The 18,498-nt window shown below is 53.4% G+C and carries 24 protein-coding genes; 1 reads left to right on the top strand and 23 read right to left on the bottom strand.

Annotated elements, in window-relative coordinates; translation table 11 throughout:
- Positions 1 to 7 precede the first annotated feature (7 nt).
- Positions 8 to 358, bottom strand: coding sequence for a phage tail protein (locus tag HV350_RS08010; RefSeq protein ID WP_181627151.1), 351 nt, complete (start codon positions 356 to 358; stop codon positions 8 to 10).
- Between the two features lie 164 nt (positions 359 to 522).
- Between HV350_RS08010 and HV350_RS08005 the strand changes: the two genes are divergently transcribed.
- On the top strand, positions 523 to 765 hold the full coding sequence (locus tag HV350_RS08005) for a hypothetical protein (protein ID WP_181630195.1): 243 nt from the start codon (positions 523 to 525) through the stop codon (positions 763 to 765).
- Between the two features lie 193 nt (positions 766 to 958).
- On the opposite strand, the gene HV350_RS08000 is transcribed toward HV350_RS08005, so the two are convergent.
- The 22 genes from HV350_RS08000 to HV350_RS07895 form a co-directional block, all read right to left on the bottom strand.
- The gene (locus HV350_RS08000) at positions 959 to 1,546 is read right to left on the bottom strand and encodes a hypothetical protein (protein ID WP_181630194.1); all 588 of its coding nucleotides are present in this window, start codon (positions 1,544 to 1,546) and stop codon (positions 959 to 961) included.
- 12 nt (positions 1,547 to 1,558) lie between these two features.
- Positions 1,559 to 2,041 carry a membrane lipoprotein lipid attachment site-containing protein gene (locus HV350_RS07995; protein ID WP_181630192.1) on the bottom strand — a complete coding sequence of 161 codons (483 nt, stop codon included), beginning with the start codon at positions 2,039 to 2,041 and terminating at the stop codon, positions 1,559 to 1,561.
- Between the two features lie 103 nt (positions 2,042 to 2,144).
- A complete protein-coding gene (locus HV350_RS07990) occupies positions 2,145 to 4,961 on the bottom strand; it encodes a phage tail tape measure protein (protein WP_181630190.1) in 2,817 nt (938 codons plus the stop codon).
- Entirely contained in the window at positions 4,961 to 5,248 is a 288-nt protein-coding gene (locus HV350_RS07985) for a DUF1799 domain-containing protein (protein WP_181630188.1), read from the bottom strand. The genes HV350_RS07990 and HV350_RS07985 overlap by 1 nt, the downstream gene beginning before the upstream one ends.
- Positions 5,249 to 5,265: 17 nt before the next feature.
- The gene (locus HV350_RS07980) at positions 5,266 to 5,604 is read right to left on the bottom strand and encodes a phage tail assembly chaperone (protein ID WP_181630187.1); all 339 of its coding nucleotides are present in this window, start codon (positions 5,602 to 5,604) and stop codon (positions 5,266 to 5,268) included.
- A 39-nt stretch (positions 5,605 to 5,643) separates the two neighbouring features.
- The gene (locus HV350_RS07975) at positions 5,644 to 6,174 is read right to left on the bottom strand and encodes a KilA-N domain-containing protein (protein WP_054623475.1); all 531 of its coding nucleotides are present in this window, start codon (positions 6,172 to 6,174) and stop codon (positions 5,644 to 5,646) included.
- A 216-nt stretch (positions 6,175 to 6,390) separates the two neighbouring features.
- Positions 6,391 to 7,323, bottom strand: a complete 933-nt coding sequence (locus tag HV350_RS07970; RefSeq protein ID WP_181630186.1) for a phage tail tube protein — start codon at positions 7,321 to 7,323, stop codon at positions 6,391 to 6,393.
- Positions 7,324 to 7,369: 46 nt separating this feature from the next.
- Positions 7,370 to 7,819 (bottom strand): DUF4128 domain-containing protein, encoded by a 450-nt coding sequence (locus HV350_RS07965; protein ID WP_181546020.1) that lies wholly within the window; start codon positions 7,817 to 7,819, stop codon positions 7,370 to 7,372.
- Complete coding sequence (locus HV350_RS07960; RefSeq protein ID WP_181630184.1) at positions 7,809 to 8,408, bottom strand: hypothetical protein; 600 nt, start codon at positions 8,406 to 8,408, stop codon at positions 7,809 to 7,811. Before HV350_RS07960 ends, HV350_RS07965 begins: the two co-directional genes overlap by 11 nt.
- A gap of 2 nt (positions 8,409 to 8,410) precedes the next feature.
- Complete coding sequence (locus HV350_RS07955) at positions 8,411 to 8,764, bottom strand: hypothetical protein (RefSeq protein WP_181630182.1); 354 nt, start codon at positions 8,762 to 8,764, stop codon at positions 8,411 to 8,413.
- A gap of 1 nt (position 8,765) precedes the next feature.
- A complete protein-coding gene (locus HV350_RS07950; protein ID WP_181630181.1) occupies positions 8,766 to 9,188 on the bottom strand; it encodes a hypothetical protein in 423 nt (140 codons plus the stop codon).
- 1 nt (position 9,189) lies between these two features.
- Entirely contained in the window at positions 9,190 to 9,672 is a 483-nt protein-coding gene (locus HV350_RS07945) for a DnaT-like ssDNA-binding protein (RefSeq protein WP_181630179.1), read from the bottom strand.
- A gap of 13 nt (positions 9,673 to 9,685) precedes the next feature.
- Positions 9,686 to 10,051 carry a Gp49 family protein gene (locus HV350_RS07940; RefSeq protein ID WP_181539032.1) on the bottom strand — a complete coding sequence of 122 codons (366 nt, stop codon included), beginning with the start codon at positions 10,049 to 10,051 and terminating at the stop codon, positions 9,686 to 9,688.
- Between the two features lie 2 nt (positions 10,052 to 10,053).
- Positions 10,054 to 10,335 carry a hypothetical protein gene (locus HV350_RS07935; RefSeq protein WP_181630178.1) on the bottom strand — a complete coding sequence of 94 codons (282 nt, stop codon included), beginning with the start codon at positions 10,333 to 10,335 and terminating at the stop codon, positions 10,054 to 10,056.
- 33 nt (positions 10,336 to 10,368) lie between these two features.
- Positions 10,369 to 11,217 carry a hypothetical protein gene (locus HV350_RS07930; RefSeq protein ID WP_181630176.1) on the bottom strand — a complete coding sequence of 283 codons (849 nt, stop codon included), beginning with the start codon at positions 11,215 to 11,217 and terminating at the stop codon, positions 10,369 to 10,371.
- A gap of 68 nt (positions 11,218 to 11,285) precedes the next feature.
- The gene (locus HV350_RS07925; protein WP_181630175.1) at positions 11,286 to 12,422 is read right to left on the bottom strand and encodes a P22 phage major capsid protein family protein; all 1,137 of its coding nucleotides are present in this window, start codon (positions 12,420 to 12,422) and stop codon (positions 11,286 to 11,288) included.
- Positions 12,423 to 12,441: 19 nt separating this feature from the next.
- Positions 12,442 to 13,194, bottom strand: coding sequence for a DUF6651 domain-containing protein (locus HV350_RS07920; protein ID WP_181630173.1), 753 nt, complete (start codon positions 13,192 to 13,194; stop codon positions 12,442 to 12,444).
- Positions 13,195 to 13,320: 126 nt separating this feature from the next.
- Complete coding sequence (locus HV350_RS07915; protein ID WP_181630172.1) at positions 13,321 to 13,803, bottom strand: DUF2829 domain-containing protein; 483 nt, start codon at positions 13,801 to 13,803, stop codon at positions 13,321 to 13,323.
- A 20-nt stretch (positions 13,804 to 13,823) separates the two neighbouring features.
- Positions 13,824 to 14,927 carry a hypothetical protein gene (locus HV350_RS07910; protein ID WP_181630171.1) on the bottom strand — a complete coding sequence of 368 codons (1,104 nt, stop codon included), beginning with the start codon at positions 14,925 to 14,927 and terminating at the stop codon, positions 13,824 to 13,826.
- 1 nt (position 14,928) lies between these two features.
- The gene (locus HV350_RS07905) at positions 14,929 to 16,332 is read right to left on the bottom strand and encodes a DUF4055 domain-containing protein (RefSeq protein WP_181630169.1); all 1,404 of its coding nucleotides are present in this window, start codon (positions 16,330 to 16,332) and stop codon (positions 14,929 to 14,931) included.
- A gap of 4 nt (positions 16,333 to 16,336) precedes the next feature.
- Positions 16,337 to 17,908: a terminase gene (locus HV350_RS07900; RefSeq protein WP_181630167.1), complete on the bottom strand. Its 1,572-nt coding sequence runs from the start codon at positions 17,906 to 17,908 to the stop codon at positions 16,337 to 16,339.
- Positions 17,905 to 18,477: a terminase small subunit gene (locus HV350_RS07895; protein WP_181630165.1), complete on the bottom strand. Its 573-nt coding sequence runs from the start codon at positions 18,475 to 18,477 to the stop codon at positions 17,905 to 17,907. Before HV350_RS07895 ends, HV350_RS07900 begins: the two co-directional genes overlap by 4 nt.
- Positions 18,478 to 18,498 lie beyond the last annotated feature (21 nt).

Raw genomic sequence — 18,498 nt, 5'->3', positions numbered from 1 at the left:
CTCCACCTCAGGCATAGACGCCATAGGCGCGTTTAATCGTGAATGTCAGCTCAGCGAATTTGCTGCTAATCTGGTTTTTGCGCACGGAGTCGGCGACAACGCGGTACAGCCCCTTCTCTTCTCCCGGCGGTGTGATGATGAAAGCCTTAACGGTATGCTCCAACAGGAAGTCGCGAACTACGTTAACTTCCGCCTCCGTTCCTGCGTGCTTCATTGGAACCTGAATGGCGGTGGAGTTAATACCGTTCTCAGCCACCTGCTCGTAGCCATCACCGAACTGGGCTGACCTTACGGTCTGACTGTATTCCACTGCGCCAGCACCGAGTTGTGAGTGCCAGTTATATGTCTCAACGGCCATATTTGCTCCATAAAAAAAACCACCCAAGGGTGGCTACTGTCTGAATATCAGGATGTTGCTAACTGATAACCCTGGTTAATGTGTAGACTCAGCCCGTCAGCGGTGGGACGCTGACGCACTCTGGGAAGGAGGGATGGCTGATTACCTCTGGATAAGGATTCGACATGAACACAGAAATAGGCGACCTGTTTTTACAGCAGCATAAACAAATCACGGAATTGCGAGTAAAGACCTTGGTACATGAGTCTCTGCTAAAGGCAATTATGAGCACTCTTCCTGAAGACGCGACCAACCATATAGCAAAAAGTGTTTGCCAAGTCTTCAATAAAGAAATCTCGAGTGAAGCCGGGGATGAGCTTAAAAAAATTGCTTTAGATTATCTCGAACAGTCGTTTCGAATTCGGTAACGGCTAAATTCATAGATTGGATTTTTTGAAGCAGAACTGAAAGCCCACCTTTCTTTTTAATATCATAGGTTGATGGGCTTTTTTTTATGCTCTTACTCATAACGTTCTCCTGCCTCTCGGCTACGGGTGTAAAAAAGCCCCGCGGTAGCGAGGCTCAAGTTCGGTTGGTGGTCGTTGGGGATTGGTATGGGGATTATTTTTCAAACAAAGCCAGCGCCTGACCTCTAAATTTAATAAGAAACTCCGCAAAAGAAGTACCGTCTTGCCCTATGAAGTTTTTAGCAAGGTCTAAGCTCGCGCTTTTTTCCCTTAAAGGGATTTTGAGGCTATTTACATGGTGGACATAAAGTAAGAACCTTAAGAAATCACCGCCATCATTTGGTATATACCCAATCTCTGAAGCCATAGGAAACCGACTGTTAGGATCGTATGGCTTGGAACCCGTAATCGGAACCCACGTTCCTTGCCAAATATCCCTAGCAATTTTTGGTAATTTTCCCTTTGGCTTCTTCTCGATTCTACCATGCTGCTTCAGTACAGAGGGAGGGGTTCTAAATTGCATGGTTGCTGAAAATTTGTAACCCAGCAAAATATCCCCGTGATCATCTTCATCCAGAGCCTTTTCCCTTGACATGCTCAGTTGGCGGTCATGGAAAGGAGAGTAGGATTTCACCAGCCAAATTATTTCACCAGCAGACGACTTGTCATTCGTAGCATGCAGCCATATCACAATTCGATTTGTCTCCAAAGCCTCAGCTTTGCAAGCTTCTTCTATCGTCATACCCGCCCCACCTTACAGGTTCCGGTAATAAGCATTTTTAAAGTCAAAATCCTGCTTGGCTAGCGGGGTCTGACTTGTAATAAAAGCCTCCCAAGAGCTGTACGCCTCAATAAGCGCGCGCTTTTCATCTGCATTAATTGTGCTCCCTTTCATCCGCTCGAAAGCACCTGATGCCATTTGCTTCCGCTTATCTTTTCTGTCTGATCCACACGACGCAATGGAATCGGCTACAGATGAATTCCACCCAACAAGCTGAAGGATATCCAACCTTTTTTGAGTTACGAACTGATCAGCTGAGGCATTGTGAGCCTGCACAGAGAGAAACTCTGCGAAGTCTTTTTTGTTTGTCGGCGAATGAGAAGGTGCTTCGATAGCAACATCGCATTTTGAAAGCTCATCATACTTGGCTTGCTTTTGAGTGTTGCTGCTTGAGCCACTCCCAGTACACGCAGAAAGCGCTAAGGCTAGCACAGCAGTCACAAAGACCTTTTTCATTATCATCCCCTGATTAGTATGGTTTTGAGCATAATAACCAGGGGATGCTTTGGTGTAACTAGGTACGTGTGATATTGCTTTCTCAAAATGACTTCAATGAGAATTACTTCGGCTGGAACTGTCGTCCGAGCAATCCATCACTCCTGGATGCCCTCACTAGGACTTCAGTCACCTTGGCCTCGATCTCCTTCCCTAACGCTCTTGCTGCATCACTCCCATCACCAGAAGTGGTTGATGATGAGTTGCCCTTATTATCGACGTAAATATCAATATTGACCTGAGGTTGGGACCCACCGCCTCCTTGCGCCCTTACGCCAAGTCGTCCAGCAGAGTCTCGAGTTAGCGGCATAATTGCTTCAGCGCCGGCCTCTGCGAATACACCGCCCTTCGCAAACTTGGACGCCCCCTGGAAAGTAAAATACTGGGGAGAGTCGTATACCCCATTAACGTACTTACTGAGCCCTGGGGAGTCATAAACCCCGCCTTTAGCGTTAAAAGTTAGGCCAGCGGCAGCGTTCGCGTAAGATCCCCCTGGTGTGCTCCCGCCTTTGCTGCCACCGCTTATCCAGCCCATCGCTGCCTGTACTGTATAGGCCACTATAAGTTGGTTGGTTATCTCGAGGATCATCTTGAGCATAGATTTGCCGAACTCTTTAACTGACGCGGTGCCAGTTGTCATAAGCTCAGTCAGCATGTTGCTCAAGCCGGTCAGCGTGGAGCTGGCGACGTTCTTCACGGCATCATAGGTATTCGTGGCGGCGTCAAGATATTCATTCCAGCCAGCAACAGCCCCTGCCTTCCAGTCGCCCCGTAATTTGTCCTCTTCGGCATAATATTTCCTGAGAGCTGCCAGTTCTTTTTCATACCCGGCATCCTCAAGCTTACCGCCACCGTTGAGCCAGCCCTGGCGAAGCTGCGCCTCTTCCATCATGCGCTGCGTTTGCCGACTGCTGAGGCCTGCACTATCACGCAATGCATCGGTTTTTTCCGACATCTGCGTGACGTATTTATTCGCCTGCTGCGCCAGGCCGTTAATCTTCTGCTGCGCCTCTACTTCCTTGTTCTTCTGATCAACCACCTTGGCGGCGTTCAGAATCGCCTCACGGCTCGACAGTAAAGATTTTTCCTGAGCAGTCAACGCGCGGGTTTTGGCTGCCTCGTCCAGTTCCGCAAAGCGTGACTGCTGTTTGCTGAGTTCGGTATTTCTGACCTGAGTATCACCAGTTTGACGTAGCGTTTCGAGGGTCTGAGTCAGTGTCCTCGATTGAGCCTGGTAGTTCTCGATGGTGCGATCACCAGCATCAACCTTTACGGTGGGTGATTTGGGGTTATTCTTTTTGTCACGCTGCTTTATTGCATCCTCGACCTCACGCTGGCGCAACGCAATGAGTTGCTGAGCGTTTGCAATTGCCTCTTTATCTCCAGAGAAAGCAATTTTCCTTGACTGCTCTCGAGCCTCTTTAAGCCTTGCCTCTGCTCCTGCAACGCGATCGGTTGATTCCCACGTTTTATTGATCCAGTCAACTGAGTCTGCGACTGCTTTATTGCCATCGATTGTCAGCTGGTTCATCGTTTTTTGCAGGTCAATTCCCTGCTCAATGAATTTCAGCCCATAATCAATACCACCGCCAAGCGCGACGTTCTGCTTGCCGAGATTTGAACCAGTATACTTGTTCTTCTCCTTTATAGCGGCTTCTGACCACGCGTCACCGATCTTAAGAATCTCTCGTCGATGAGCGTCAATGTCAGCATTCAGTGCAGTGAAATTGCCCGTGCTTTTGTATTTTTCAACCTCCTTCCTCGCTTCATCATAGCTATAGCCGACATCAATCAGTTTTTTAATTGATTCGCTGGCTCCATCATTGGTGGTAATGAACATCTTGCTAACTTCATCAATCGCCTTACCTGTTTTGTCAGATATGGCGACCATGTTAAGCGCGAGCCGTTCAGCAGCATCACCACTAGCACCAAGAGAAGATGTCGTTATTTTTGATGCTTCATCAATCTGCTGCCGCGCCTTGTACACAGCAACAGCCAACACGCCAAATGCTAGCGCTGACAAACCAAGTGCAGCATTTATTGGATTCAGGAAGGACAAAAACACTTTGAGGGTATTACCAACACCACCAAATGAATCTTTAATCTGCCCGCCCTGCTGTAGCAGGATGAGGAACGGGGACTGCCCGCCAGCCAACTGCGTTGCAATATCAGTAAACTGCGCAGGAAGCATGCGCAGCGCCTGGTTGTATTGCCCGATGGAGATACCAGCACGACGTGCGGCTAACTCCTGCCGCGATAGCGCCTCAGGTAGCACGTCGGCCACGCCAGAGAGCCGCTCGCGAGTTTGATTGAGGATGGTGTTGAAATGCTCGAACTGGGTGCCGTTAATGCGCCCTGCTTCGAAGTGTGCCACCAGCTGCGCATGCTGCTCATCCAGCGAGTTGAACGCACGGATTGTCGGGTCGATGGAACCCAGCAGGTTCTTTAACGCTGCGGACTGCTTCTCTGCTGCCTGGGTAGCGGCTAATTCAGCCTGAGCACGCGCTGCTGCCTCGCCGGTGTCGGTCAGCTTGAGGCGGGTGTCGTCCAGTATTTTGTTGTAAGCCTGAAAGGTCTCGGTATCCAGGAAACCTTTGGCCTGAAAGTTTCGCAGTGCCGCCTGCTGCTCATCAAGGCGGTTAAGCGCCTTGTTTACCGGGTCAATATTCTCCAGCAGCCCCCTGAGCGCGTTCTGCTGTTCCTTAATTCCTTCACTGCCCTGCTTCGCAGATTCAGCGCCAGCGCGAAACACGCTATTCAGATCATCTGCTTTATCTACAGCACCGGCCGCCGCCTGGCCGAGTTTATCCAGTTCGTTGCTGGCTGTTTTCAGGTCAGAAACATCGGCCCGCAAAGTAATCGAGGCGATCTGGTCAGTCATTACTTCGTCTCCTTATGCATTACTTTGAGAGCCTCGCTTTCCATAATTTGAAGGTCAGCCATGCAGGCCGCCGCATCCTCAACCCCGTGTAACTCAAACACCCAGGGGAGAACGTTGTAATCAAGACCGGTCGCACCACTCGCGCCGACGCGCCATTGGGTCGCCAGCGTGGAGAAGACGGTAAAGGCCTCCCATATGGATGGCAGGATCCCCACTTCTTCCTCCACGTCCTCAGGCGTTAAACCAAAAGCGGCTAACTCCGCGAGCGTCGGTCCCGGTGTATACATCGCTGCGGCGACCTGCCTCAGTTTTTTTCGCGGATGCCCATCAGCTCTTTGGTATAGGCCAGGCCAATGCTGTCGAATGCGCGCGGATAGTTCTGCAGGAGGACGATCACGTTATCGCGGGTGAACTCGTCAGGTAGTGCCCAACCTTCGACGATATCCATCAGGTAATCCGCCTGCGGCTCGATAGCAGCTTTCTTGCTTGCTGCATCCTTTTGCAGTTTCTCGTCCATCGCGCGCAGCTCTTCCAGTGTCTTATGGCGGAAGGTAAAGGTCAGCTTGCCGTCTTCAGCACCAGCGCGCGGGATGCTGGCGGTAACGGAGAAGGTCGGGTTCGGGATCAGGGAGAATTTGGTCATTTCGGTTCCTTAGAAAAACGAAACCCGCCGTAGCGGGTATTAGTTAATGCCGGGCAGATACATCTGGACTTCGTCGGCGACGCGATCCCGGGCTGCATGTAATAGCTGCTTGCGACCACCAACACCCCACTTGGCCATTTGGCTGGCACACTGGCTAATTGCCTTGGTTTCAGTGTTGATGATGTGGTCGATTTTGTTCAGGCGGGACATGGCACTGATACCAAGACGCACCACTGTTCTAAATACTTCGTACACTTCAATCTCAAACTCTGGCTTTATCCAGGCGGCATAGCGGATTGCCAGAAGTTCAATGCCCCATGCACCACTTTGATCACCGCCTTTTATAACCTTAAGTGGTTGATTTTGTTCCGAAGCACTTTTTAGTGCTTTGGATTTTAGCGCTTTAACGAAGCGTTTGATCTGCGCGCTACGCAGGAAGACGCTGGGCCTTTGTGACTCAGTAGCCTCTCCGTTAGCTACCGCTGCCGCATGAAGATCGTTAAGACTGTACCGGCCTTCGTCATCAACGCGGACGGAGACCCCATTCACTGAGACGGTTGGGTGATTCATGGTGTGTACCTTTTAAAAAGCGAACCTGTTCACACAGAAAAGCCGCCCCAAGAGGCCCACCGGCACTAACGGCAGTTCTCAGGAACGCTTTCTGAAAGGTTCTTGGTTAGAGAGCGCGTGTGAAGGCGCAGTTTGAAAAGATGGGTAATGCGAATACAGAAAATTCGCCAGCGGTACTCATTGCGAAATAAAGCCCGGCGAACCGGGCCTGATTGGTTAGCTGACAGTAACGGTGCATGCCGCCGACGTTAGGGTCTTGCCTGCGGCGTCAGTGACTTCGCAGGTATAAACGCCAGCATCAGTGGATGAGACGGTCGGGATGTTGAGCGTCGATGCCGTTTTACCAGGAATGGCGGTACCGCCTTTCTTCCATACGTAGGTGTAAGGTGCAGAACCACCCTGCATCACTACGGCCAGATCCAGCGCAGAGCCGACGGCCGCAGATTTAGTTCCTGGCAGGTTGGTCAGGAACGCCAGCGGCACAGCGGAGGAATCAGCGATCGGGTAAATCTGCATATCCGATTCGAAGTTCATGCGCGCTTCGTTACTTTCCACGGCATTGATTTCGGTCTTTGGTACCTTCTGGAATGAGACTTTCGCAGAGTAGTAGCGGTCCGCTTTGCCGCGCTGGTTGTGGAACCAGATTGCCGTCGTATCGCTTGACTCATCGAGTTCAATCAGTCGCTTGTAGATGGCAAGCAGCGGGTCGTGAGCGAACGTATAGACCTGAACGACCGCGTTTTTAAACGTCGGGATGGTTCGTGCTTTATCATCCTCCAGGAACTGGATGCTGATGGTCTGCTGGTCGCCACCTTCGGTAGATAACGTCATGACCTGTGGCATGGTAATCCACGAGTCAATTTTGCGTAGCGTCCCCGCGCCAGTGCCAGCCGGGAATTTGTTGGTATCGGTGGTATCGAACGCTTCCAGTACGATTTTGGTACCGGTGACCGACTTCACGCGAAGCACCATGTTATCGAGCTTCAGCCAGCCAGAGTTAACCTGGACAACATCACCCGCCAGAATGCCGGCAGCCGAGGCAACGGTCAGTTCGCATTCCGTCGCATTGGATGCCGCAGTAAAAGTAATTGCGGCCAGATAGGCCTTGGCCACGTTTACACGCGACCCGTTAGGGATTGCGAATGCCATTGCATTCTCCTGAATTTAGGTAATAAAAAACCCGCCGAGCGGCGGGTCAGTAGTCAGCGCGATACTGCATGCTGACGGGAATGGTGTAGGTTATGGAGCCACTGGACCCGTTGGGCGCCGAGGTTGGCCGGTCCTGGATGGGTTGTCTCACCTGCGGCGGTCCGTTGATATAAACCGTCAGGTCGCCATCCACCAGCGCAAGCCCTTCAGGAAACGCATCAGCGACAGATTTAGCCAGCCCTCTGGCCTGCGTCACGCCGCTGCCTGCTGGCGCAATGATGTTGAGCTGCAGGATGCCCTGATAGGTTCGCAATTGACCTTCCAGGTCTTGCCCCACCGTCTGTGCCGGCAGAACATAAACACGCCCGTATGGTGAGCTATCCGGGGGAGTAAACGGTATGTTCGGCCAGGCTACGGGCAGCCCAAGCGATGAGCAGATAACCGCGACCCGACTCTCCAGCAACCCAGCAATCCGCATTGACTGATCAGCGGCCATTGCGCACCTCGCTCATTGCCTCACGGAACAGCTGCGCGGCATCCAGCGCAGTGATGCCCACCATGCCGCCTGGCGCCTGGCCGGAATGCCCGCTCTCCAGTGCTGCCGCATATGGCAGGTTATTGGTGAAGAAAATCGAATTGACCTGTCCGACCCTGAACACCTCAAGCACCGCCAGTCCACGGGAGTTCGAACCCTGCCCGGAGGCGTCTGGCGTGTCGTTGGATTCAGTCGGCTGACTATCAAATCCCACGTACCAGTTATTTTTGAAACGGCCTCCAACATACCCATCAGGCTTTTTGATATCCATCGAATCGTTAACCGCTCGACCACGCTTCAGATATCCGGCCTTTGTGACGTTGGCCGGGTCATTGCGAAGCGCAGCATTATGGTCACGCACCGCAGCGTTATAGGCCACTGCGGTCTGGTTTACCTCCCATTTTTCCGGCTGCCCAATGGGCGACATCTCAACGAGCTGAGCGAGGATTTTAATGCCCGTCAGGCGCACCACTTCGTCCATCTCCTGCTTCGAGCTATCAACGAACAACTGAATGACAGCCAGGAACGGCTGATTAGCAGAACTTGCCATAGTTACGCCCTCAGTTGGATGTTATAGGAGATCAGCACATCGGCAGGCTTAACCGGATTCGGCTGCACCACGCGCCACTTTTTGCTGTCGATTTCAATGCGGTCATCAATGCGTACTTCCGTTTCGAACGTGGCCGCCAGCTTCTTATCGCCTGTAGCAATCAGAGAGCCGTCGATTTCACGAGAGGAGTATTCAGTGATAACGCCGGTAACGGTCGCGATAACAGGCTCGGTGGTAATCTCTTTCCCATACTGATCGCGGGAGGTGGTACCGCCTCGGGTCAGTTGGTAGGATTTGCCGTTATCCTTCAGGAGCCGCGTTGCCGTAGCGCGCATGCGGCGATAGTCGATTGCCATATCAGTCCCTCACTCGAATTGATTCAATATCTCCGCCCGTGCAAAGGTCAATCAAAGCAGCGAATTCAACAGCCTCTCGGCAATTTTTACCCAACTTCATAGCAGAGAGAGCAAAATCACGACCTGAACCTCCAGCCCAAGGGATCACAACAAACAAAGGAACGAGCCGTTCGCCATACTCTTGTGGCTGTCCTACATCTGGAATAAAGATGGCGTAGAAACTTTCCAGTGTTGGTTTAGCTTCCGCCGGTCTCCCGGCATTGAACCAGTCAATAGCCAGGGTGATGTCAACCAGTCCGCCAGAGGTAGCCAGCACTCCACCTTTTACCTGATGAATTTTGCTTGTGTAGCCGTAAACGCAGCCGTTATCTGATATGAGTGTATCGGCAGCAATGTGCGTTCCATCAAAAGCAATTGTGGTCATTTTACCCCCTTTCGACCCGAACCTGGTTGCCGCCCACTACAAGCCCGCGCAGTGCGGAATAGAACCATGGGAATGACGGAGAAGCTTTATTCGTTCCCGGCTCATACTGGACTGTTACCGCACCCTCGACGCGTTCCATCGTCACCGCCCCACCGCCAGCGACCGACGGGGTGAGGTCAATCTCCTGCGATTCGATAGCCAGGCGACATTGAGCATCAATCAGACGCTGTGGAATAGCATCATTCGGCAGGTCAACACCATCGAAGCGCACGCCGGAACGCGGCCAGGATAGAGGCTGAGATATGCTGGAGCGCTGACCGCGCCACTGCTGCCCTTCCAGATAGTCCATGGCCTGAGCCAACATCTGGCCGCACTCGCCATCATCGGCAGGAACGATATACCCGCGCCACGACGCGAATGCGCGCAGGTCAATTACGCTAGCGTAGCTGTTGAAATCTGGTGAGTGAGGATCGTCATTAATCATCCCGGCACTCCACTCAGACTTCGGAAAGCTTCTGCTTCAGCAGATAGCCTTCCAGCATCCAGATTTTGTTGACCGCATTTTCGCGGGCAATCTTGCGGCCGATTTCAGCGTCGAAGTTCTCCGGGCTGGCGCAGGCGCTTTCACCAGTAACAGAGAAGCCGTTTTTGAGATGCAGAACGCAGAAGGTCAGCGTTTTAAGGCTGTCGTGGTAGCCGGTAAGACGCGTCAGTTCGTCTTGTTGACGGATGTTATGCAACACACCATCCTCGGCAGTGAAGTAATATTCACCATCGATAACGCTTTCGATGTGCTGAGGGGTTACACGCGGCGCGGTCAGCCCTTTGGCCTGAATTTCCTGCTCGATTTCTTTGTCGCTCACGATTACTCCTCCCGACGCCAGTCCAGCGCCAGCCAGTTATCCACTTCATCAGGATGAACATCTGCACGCAGCGGGCCGCCAGGGAATTCCGGGGTGTCGCGAACCATGACCACCAGCTCAATACCCTGCTGTTCCTGCTGCTGTTCCTGCTGCTGTTCCTGCTGCTGTTCCTGCTGCTGTTCCTGCTGCTGTTCCTGCTGGGCAGGAGCATGTTCAGCGTCGTTCTGTGCCGCAAGCTTTTCAGCCTCACGCTGCGCGCGCTGCTCTTTGGTCAATCCGGCCATTGGGCCTCCTGAAAAACAAAGGGGCCGAAGCCCCTATTTATTGTTAAGTACCTTATCGACCGACCATCCGCGCTCATAAAGCTGTTTGCGCACCAACTTCACAGGCTTGCCAGCCATCTCGGCAATTTCATTGGCAGTGTATTGGCTGCCATTGTATTCAACAGTTTTTATTACGCGTCGGGGTGGCGATGGCTTCTTTAGGTGGCCTGCCCACCTCTTCTCACTGGCTCTCTGCCCTATTTCAGATTGACTCAAAATCGGACGATTTACAGCGTCTTCAACGCTCCAGCCAAATTCATCAATACGACTTAAGACAAGGGACGGCCCACCACCAAGCCTTGCCGACCATTCAGTTGCGGATAGCGTTTCGCCGTTATGAGTTAAGAGCCTTGTGCTTCTTCTGTTGGAGCAATTAGCCTCTGGCGTAGCCCAGCGAATATTTCCAGGCTCGTAATTGCCGTTGTTGTCAATACGATCAATTTGCGCTCCTTCAAAATATCCATCAGGGAGGTCATCTACAAATGCCCGCATATCTCGCCACCTATCGCAAACCTTAATCCCTCTGCCGCCATAGAATGGAAAAGACTTACACTTAGGGTTTTCGCATCGGTCCAGCATATTTTTCCAGCGGCCATAGTGCTCGGAGTGCGTTAATGAATGGCTGGTTACCGCGTCTCGATGCGCACATCCGCAAGATATGACCGATCCCTTGGCCAAGTGATCTGCGCGTACGCATTTTTCGGTGCCGCAATCGCATCTGCAAACAGCGTAATAGCGATACCTGCCTTTTACGCCAGTCATAAGTACTTCAAGACGGCCAAATTTTTGCCCCTGACGTGCCATTGCTGTCGTTGCTGGCAATAAACCAAATTTTTCAAGCATGAAGCCTCCCGTTGCAAGAGGCTTATTTTAACCCATAATAATATTTATGGTAAGGAGCTACCTTATCATCACCCCATTATGATACATGCGTTCTCAGGCTGCACGGATGCCACACCCCACGCCACACCGACTTCATAGCGCACCTGACGGTACTGACGGTACAGCGCGATCTGGAAGGTGATGCCTGAAACCGGGTCAGTCACGTTCATCACGTCGTCAGCGGTGTCACCGCCTTTTGGCATTGCCGGAGTACGGCACGCCAGCAGGAATGCGTTACGGTCGAATGCCATGTTTGGCGCAAACTCGCTCAGCACAGTGACGGCTGCCTGGTCTGCCAGATCCTGACGCAGGCCCGGTGCAGCAATGGTGATACTGGAAGAGGTAGCGGCCACCACCAGATACTTATTGTCGTCACCATCGAATTTCACTGCGGTGCCGACCGCAATCCCACCGGTACCCGCAGAGATAGCAACAATGATGTCACCTTCTTTCTTCGCGCCGTTTACCTTGTAGCCAGCAGCGGTGCTTTTCGCCGTGCGCTTGATGTTGGCAGATTCGTGCAGGTTGAAGCCCATCACGCGCCCGATTACACCTTCGCGCAGCAACTGGTCGGTACCAGCTTCGTTCGCTTTGAACAGTACGGACTGTTTACCGCGAATGGAGGCCATCGCCTCACCGCCCAGCACCATACGCAGGTCGGTAGTTGGCGCACCGTTATCTACCAGAATCTGGCGGGCCAGCGCTGCATCAGACAGATCGTCTTTAATGCTGAACGGAGTATCCTTCGGCGCGCCCACTGCGCGGGAGGATTTGTAGTACAGCGCCGCAAGGTCAGCGTCCATTTCATTGCTGAGTGCACGGAAGGCCTGAGAGAACTGGTCAGCCAAGATAACGTCGTAGTTACCCGACGGCCCGATAGCCAACTGCTCCTCACCGTTCCACTTGACCGGAGCCATTTTGGATTTGGTGATTTTGATATCCACGGTGCCAATATTCTGATCGCCGTCGTTTGGTGCCGTTGCCGCAGGGGTGATATCAACTGTGGTGGTCGGCGGCGCAACCGGTGCGGTGACGGTCTGGTCTTTAGCCGCAGCATCAGCTTTCGCGTTGCGCGCAACGGCAGGGATGAAGCCCACTTGCTCGCGGGATACGCGGTTCAGTGCGGTGTACAGAGTAGGAATCAACCCAGTAAGCGTATTGCTCATATTCTAAATATCCTTTCGATTAATCGACGATGCTGACGCCGTCGCTCAGCGCAGCCTGCTTGCCTGCGCCATCCAGAGCGTCAAACGCACCGCGTTTCATGGTTTTTTGCCCGGCCTGATGCTGCGACTGGTGGGAGCCACCGCCGCTATTACCGGACGCTTTGAGGATGTAGTCTTTCTGCGGATGCAACTCGACCAGAGATTCCAGCGCTTCGTCGAAGCCAGCCAGTTCTCCGGGCTTGGTGCGGGAGAACACCTTGTTGCCCTGGCCGTCATAGGCCACAACCTTGCCGTCTTCGATTTTGAAGTTCTGCCCGAAGTGGGAGCGCACGAACTCAGCCGGGATCGCCATCTTCTCAGTGATGAACTTAGAGCCACCGAAGCGGCCGCCGATCATCTCGTCGTAGAGCTGGCTTTCGAGCTGTTTGGTCTTGCCGTTCGCTTCATCCAGCTGCTGCTGGAATACCTTGGTGATCTCAGCTTTTACCTGGTCTACAGCGCCAGCATCGATCAGTTTTTTCTGGTCGATTTTGGTCATCATCTCCAGGGCTTCGAGTGCCTTGGTCGGATCGGTGATGCCAGAGAATTTCGCGAGACTGGCTTCCGCCGCCTCCTTCGCTTCACGGTGAGTTTTCGCCTCACCATTCAGGGAGGTGATTTTGGTCATCGCTGCGGCTGCATCGAACGGGATCTCTTTGCCATCATCATGGATGTACACAGGCATACCGTTTTCAACGACCACATTTCCGTTAGCATCGAGTTTGAGTTTCATTGTTTTGCTCCAGCCTTCCGGCCATTGATAGTGGGTCATCCGACCCGGTCACCGCGTCGCATCCGCTCAGCGGCAGGCATAAAAAAGGCCACCCGAAGGCAGCCTGTTAAAATGTTCAGTAACTGGTTAGAGAATTTTCCAATCATCGGCCAATACATCACCCTGACTCGGCACCCAGCCTGGCTGCATGATGTTCTGGGCATTTTTGAGCGCCATCACGCTACCAAAGCTGAACTCACCGATAGCCTCACCAAATCCATAACCGGCAGAGCGGGCAAGATGATCGCCGGGGATTAAAATCACGTACTGGCCCTTGCCGTTCCAGCCTGTCCGGGTAACACGCTTGCCTAATTTCAGAGCTTCCACAGCCAATCCGAAGCTAAGGCCCGATACTGGTCGGTAGGCTTTGTCGAACACATCTTTCGGACTCCAGCTCACATACCCGTTAAAGCGATCGGTATTTGGCTTTCCGCCATCCAAATACTCGACGAGGTAGCCTTCGTCACTGCCATTTTCGTTACCTGGCAGCTCCCAGCCACGGAGGTCGTTATATGACAGACGATCCATCGGGTAAGCATTGATGATCTTCACGCCAATATGTTGAGTCATTGTTTTGTTACCTTATTCAGTTATTCAAACGCCGACGCATCCACGCGGCGCAGTTCGTCCAGGGTCAGAAACTCGCCTCTATCATTAAAAAAGTCCGGGACCTGCATCTTTCCATCCCGGAGCATTTGAGCCCTGGTCACTCCAAGTACTTGCTCCATTCGTGCGTAGGGTTGCCTTACCAACCACTCACTGAAGCTTAGCCCAGCGGGAACTTGGCCCGACATACTTGCCCGCGTAGCGTTGCTCAGCTCGCCAGAGGCTATCTGCAATTCTTCCCACGACTTCGTGAGCAGGATTTCGCAGGACCTGCATAGAAAATGGATTTTTCCCGGCCCGCGTAGGTAGGGAATTTCATGCCCCAGCGGTTTGCCGTCGAGCGTGTAGAGCTTGCGGTCGCGGATGATGCACCACTGGCTGGTATGGGTATCCAGCGTGGAAGACCACTGCTTGGCCTTCACGATATCGCTGTTTGCCAGAGCGAAGTCCTGGCGCGCTGTGGCGGCCATATGGTTCACTGCCGTGCGGGTCACCACAGCCAGGTCACGCCGAGAGGTGTTGATCACCCCATCCTCGCGGTTGAGTTTCGGCGTGCCGGCAACGCGCCGGACAATTTGCTCTACCGTTTCGCCCTGAAGGAATCCAGAGCGAACAGCGTTGGTGATTTTGTCCAGCCGATCCAATTCAAGCTTCTGACCCCACTCTTTCAGCAACCGCCCCTGAAAGGGCTGCGCCACTGCTGAGGCGTAAACCTGTTCTGCCGCAATGCTCTGGAGCGGCACATGCTTGAGGATCTGTTTAGGGATGATGCTGCTGAACAGGTCCAGCTGATACCCGGTCTCATATTCAACGTAGCGCGTCAGTTCGCGCGTCAGCGCAGCATTAACCGGGTCATACGCCTGCTGATTCAGGTCGCGCACGCCAGCCAGCAGCGATGCCAGACGACGGGCGCTATAAGTATCGGCACGCTTGCCGTCCAGCAGCACCAACAGTTTGGCGGCCAGGTCAGCATCCATCTTGCTCAGCAACGCCACCATGCGCCGGGCGACACCAGTGCCGTAGCGGTTCACATACAACCCGTGCGCTATCGTTTCGTCCTGCAGGCGATCGTTAACGGAGCGGTCCATATTACACCTCGCCAGGTGGCGGCTCAGTCAAAGAGGCTGATTCGGTCAGCAACTCGCTCAGCACCACGTCAGGATCTGCGTCAGCATCGATAATGTTCAGCTTCTGCAGAGACTTGATGGCGTCAACACGACGGATATCACCGCCCTGGCGCAACGACTGAATGGCCAGCGCCGCTGGCGGGTTGAACTCTTTCGACTCAACATCCAGCTCGGTACGGACATCGACGTTACCCCCCTCAGATTCCCCGATGTACTCGGCCATGATTTGCAGGATGTTGTCGATCGCATCTTCCAGGCTGGTTGCCATGGTGTAGAGCGGTGACTGTTCCTGCATCTTCTCTTCCGAGGTCTGGTCTACAGACTTCGTTGAGGTGTTGTCCGTGCGCAGCAGCTTCGCGCCAGCCTGGCGCATTTGCTCTACCAGGTCGGTCAGGGACTCTTTGCCAGCACCGATAGATGAGCCGGTATGCTCGACGTATTCGAGGCCCTGTTTCTGGCGATCGTTAAAACTTGCCGCAGAGGAAGAGCCAATCACCAGCTCCTGCCCCTCTTCCAGCCCGAACACCGTCAGTATCGGCACCCGGGCAACGTGCAGGATATTGTCCTGTTCGCTCTGGCTCTGCCAGTGCTTAACGTTCAGCAGCGCCATGTTGAGCAATGGCGGAGAGCCGCACATAAACCCGGTGCGCTTGGTGTAGAGCGTGACAAGCGTGATGTCCTTCCGCGACGTTTGCCACTCTTCGTGCAGCACCCAGTTCGCCTGGACATTGTCGCCGGTCGCCTTGCGGTAAATCTGCACCAGTCCTGGTGTTAGCAATCGAATCTGCTCGACTTTTGTCTGCCCGAAGTCGTCGCCATCTTCGACAACCACCTCTTTGATGCGTAGCGCGGTGAGTTGGACCTTGCCGGCTACCATCTTCGACTTCCAGCCAATCACCTGGCGAGGATTCAACATTGTGACGTATGGCCGCGCGCCGGTGGCCTTTTCATCGGCTTTGGTCTTAACCTGTTCGCCATCTACCCTGGGATAGTCCACCAGCGCATGCGACAAGCCGTATTGCATCGCCAGGCTGAAGAAGGCCTGCGCCCATACATCGAGTCGACTGCCTTCCAGATCCACGTTCTTAGCGAACTCACGCAACGCATCCGGAACGTTCTCACCCAACTGGATTGGCTCTGCAAACACGCGCCCGACGTTCTGATTAATGGTCTCTTCGTAGGCAGGCAGCAGCGTGGCCACAGCCAGACGCTTTTTGTAGTCCTCTTTGTCCTCTTTTGGCCAGCGCGGCATATAAGCCTCACCAAGCTGGCGCATATACAGCGTACCGCCCATCAGGGCGTCGTTAATGTCCCACGCCTGCACCATGTTCCCATAGTCCAGATTGGGTGTTGAAATATCAGGCATGGGGTTAGAGCCTCAGGTTGGTGACTTTGCCGACTTTCTTCGGCGGTGAATGCAGGACAGCATATCGCGTACCGTCCCAGTCGTGATCTTCCTGCTGGGTATCAACATCATCAGGGTTCTTGCTGTCGCGAACGAGCACCGGCACACGGCTTATCCAACCACGACAGTACTCAAACACGTAGAATGCTGGTTTCTCAGGTACACCAGATTCCAGTTTCTTACCCTCAAGGACGGCCTCCAGCATGTCAGCAAAGAGGGCCGCTCCGTTTACGCGCGATCCCGGTTTCTTGTTGGATGGAACCCACTTAACGCCCTGCGATTCCATCTTCTGGGCAATAGAGAGCTCGTCATCGCCAGTGTTGTAGATGGCACCGTCAGCTGGGCCCGGCACAACCTTTTTGCAGATACCGGGCATGATGTTCAGTTGCCCCTGAGTTATCCCATTGAGTTTTATCTCTTCAGGTTCAGGCAGCTCTTCGCCCATCAGCCGCTTATCAATCCAGGCCACACCCTTGGCGACGTTTGTCGAGCTCATATTGAGCCCTTTGTTCAGCTCGTCAGGTGGACAGCCATACCACTCGCCAATCAGGATCAGCGACCCGGCTGGCGGGCAGAACTGGCGACCATCAGGCAGCTCTGCGGCGGTTCCGTCGGATCGTGCCCACCAGAGGTTGGAAAACGGTTTTGATTCGCCCCAGTCATGCGAGCGGTCGACCGTCCAGCTATCCGGTATGCGGAATGGCTTGATGACATGATGCGAGGCATTCCACAGATGGTCGAAACGTCCGCCGCTGGTAACATCCCACGAGCCCTCTACCCACGCTTTGCGTCGGTTAGGGTCTTTAATAGCCATCAGGGTCGCAATGTACTGCGGGTCGAGGTAAGGGTTCTCTTTGAACGAGCCGTGGATGGCCACGCGGGTCAGCGTGATTTCCTCTTCTCGTTCTGTCTGAGGGTTGAACACCATTTGCCTGTCACGCTGCACGGTTCCGCGCGGCGCCGGCTCAATGAAGCGCTTCTTCACCCAGGTATGACCGATGCCGAACGGGTTGGTCGTGCTGAACGTCTCCAGCGGGATTGGCCTCAGTAACTTCCCATTCTCCAGCGGGTAGTTTTCCGGCCTGAACGATGACCGCCGGCAGGAGAACATCATCTCGTAGAATTCAGGGGACTGCTGCTTGGTCAGTTCGTTGAAGCCGATGAACGGAAATTCCTGACCATGGTAGTCCCAGTAGTCGCTCTCTTCCTTCCCGAAGCGGAACAGCAGCTCTTCGCCAGTCGGCCATACCCAACGAAGTTCAGATGCTGATGCCAGATAGCGTGCACCGTCATTAAACAGGCGATACATACGCTTTGACTGGGTAATGATGTCGGTGAGGTTTTTATACTCGGTATCGAATATCACACCTCGCCAGAACGAACCATATCCAAGGCCAACCAGACGACGAAAGCGAGCCAGTTGCGCAGCGGTTTTACCGGGCCCACGAGTTCCTTCATAGAGAATCTCGTTACACGGGCAACTCAGGGAAAGCGACTGCGACCCCGGCAATGGTTTCCAGACGGCTTTGTAATTCATCCACCAAGAACCTCGCTCTGTTGCTTCTGCGCTGCCGCCTCCCAGTCATCAACGTTGTCGCAGGACGGAACGGGCATGATGCTGTGGGTGGCTGTGACCTTCTGCTCGATCTGCTCTTTGAATGCCTGCACACGAACGTGCTTGCCGAGCAATTCGAGGTTCTTCACCTTGTCAGGCCACTTTACCTTTTTGAGGATGGTTTCCGCCGTCTCTTCGTCGAAGTTCTGAATGGTCGTGCTGATGTCCAAACCGGTTAGCGAAATTCGCCAGGCTTTAGGCCATGAAGTAATTGGCTTGAGGCTGCCGTCGTCATTCAGGATGTCCAGAACGTCCATCTGGTCGATTTCAACCAAGCGCCGCAATACATAATCAGCATCAATACCCACATCTTCATTGCGCTTCGCTTTCAGTTCGGCGATTCTGTTTTGGATATCAAGTTTTGACAAGTTCTGGGCAGCTATGCGGTTTGCGGTCTTGACGCTGTACCCCGCCCGAATAGCCGCTTGTGTGGCGTTTAAATCGATGAGGTACTCGCGACAGAACATTTCTTGTTTGTCGGTGAGTGCCATAAATATGTTATCTGCTCCAAA

It is taken from the genome of Citrobacter sp. RHBSTW-01013 (genome assembly GCF_013781985.1).
Taxonomy (GTDB): domain Bacteria; phylum Pseudomonadota; class Gammaproteobacteria; order Enterobacterales; family Enterobacteriaceae; genus Citrobacter; species Citrobacter braakii.
This window is presented reverse-complemented; position numbering and strand designations above follow the sequence as displayed.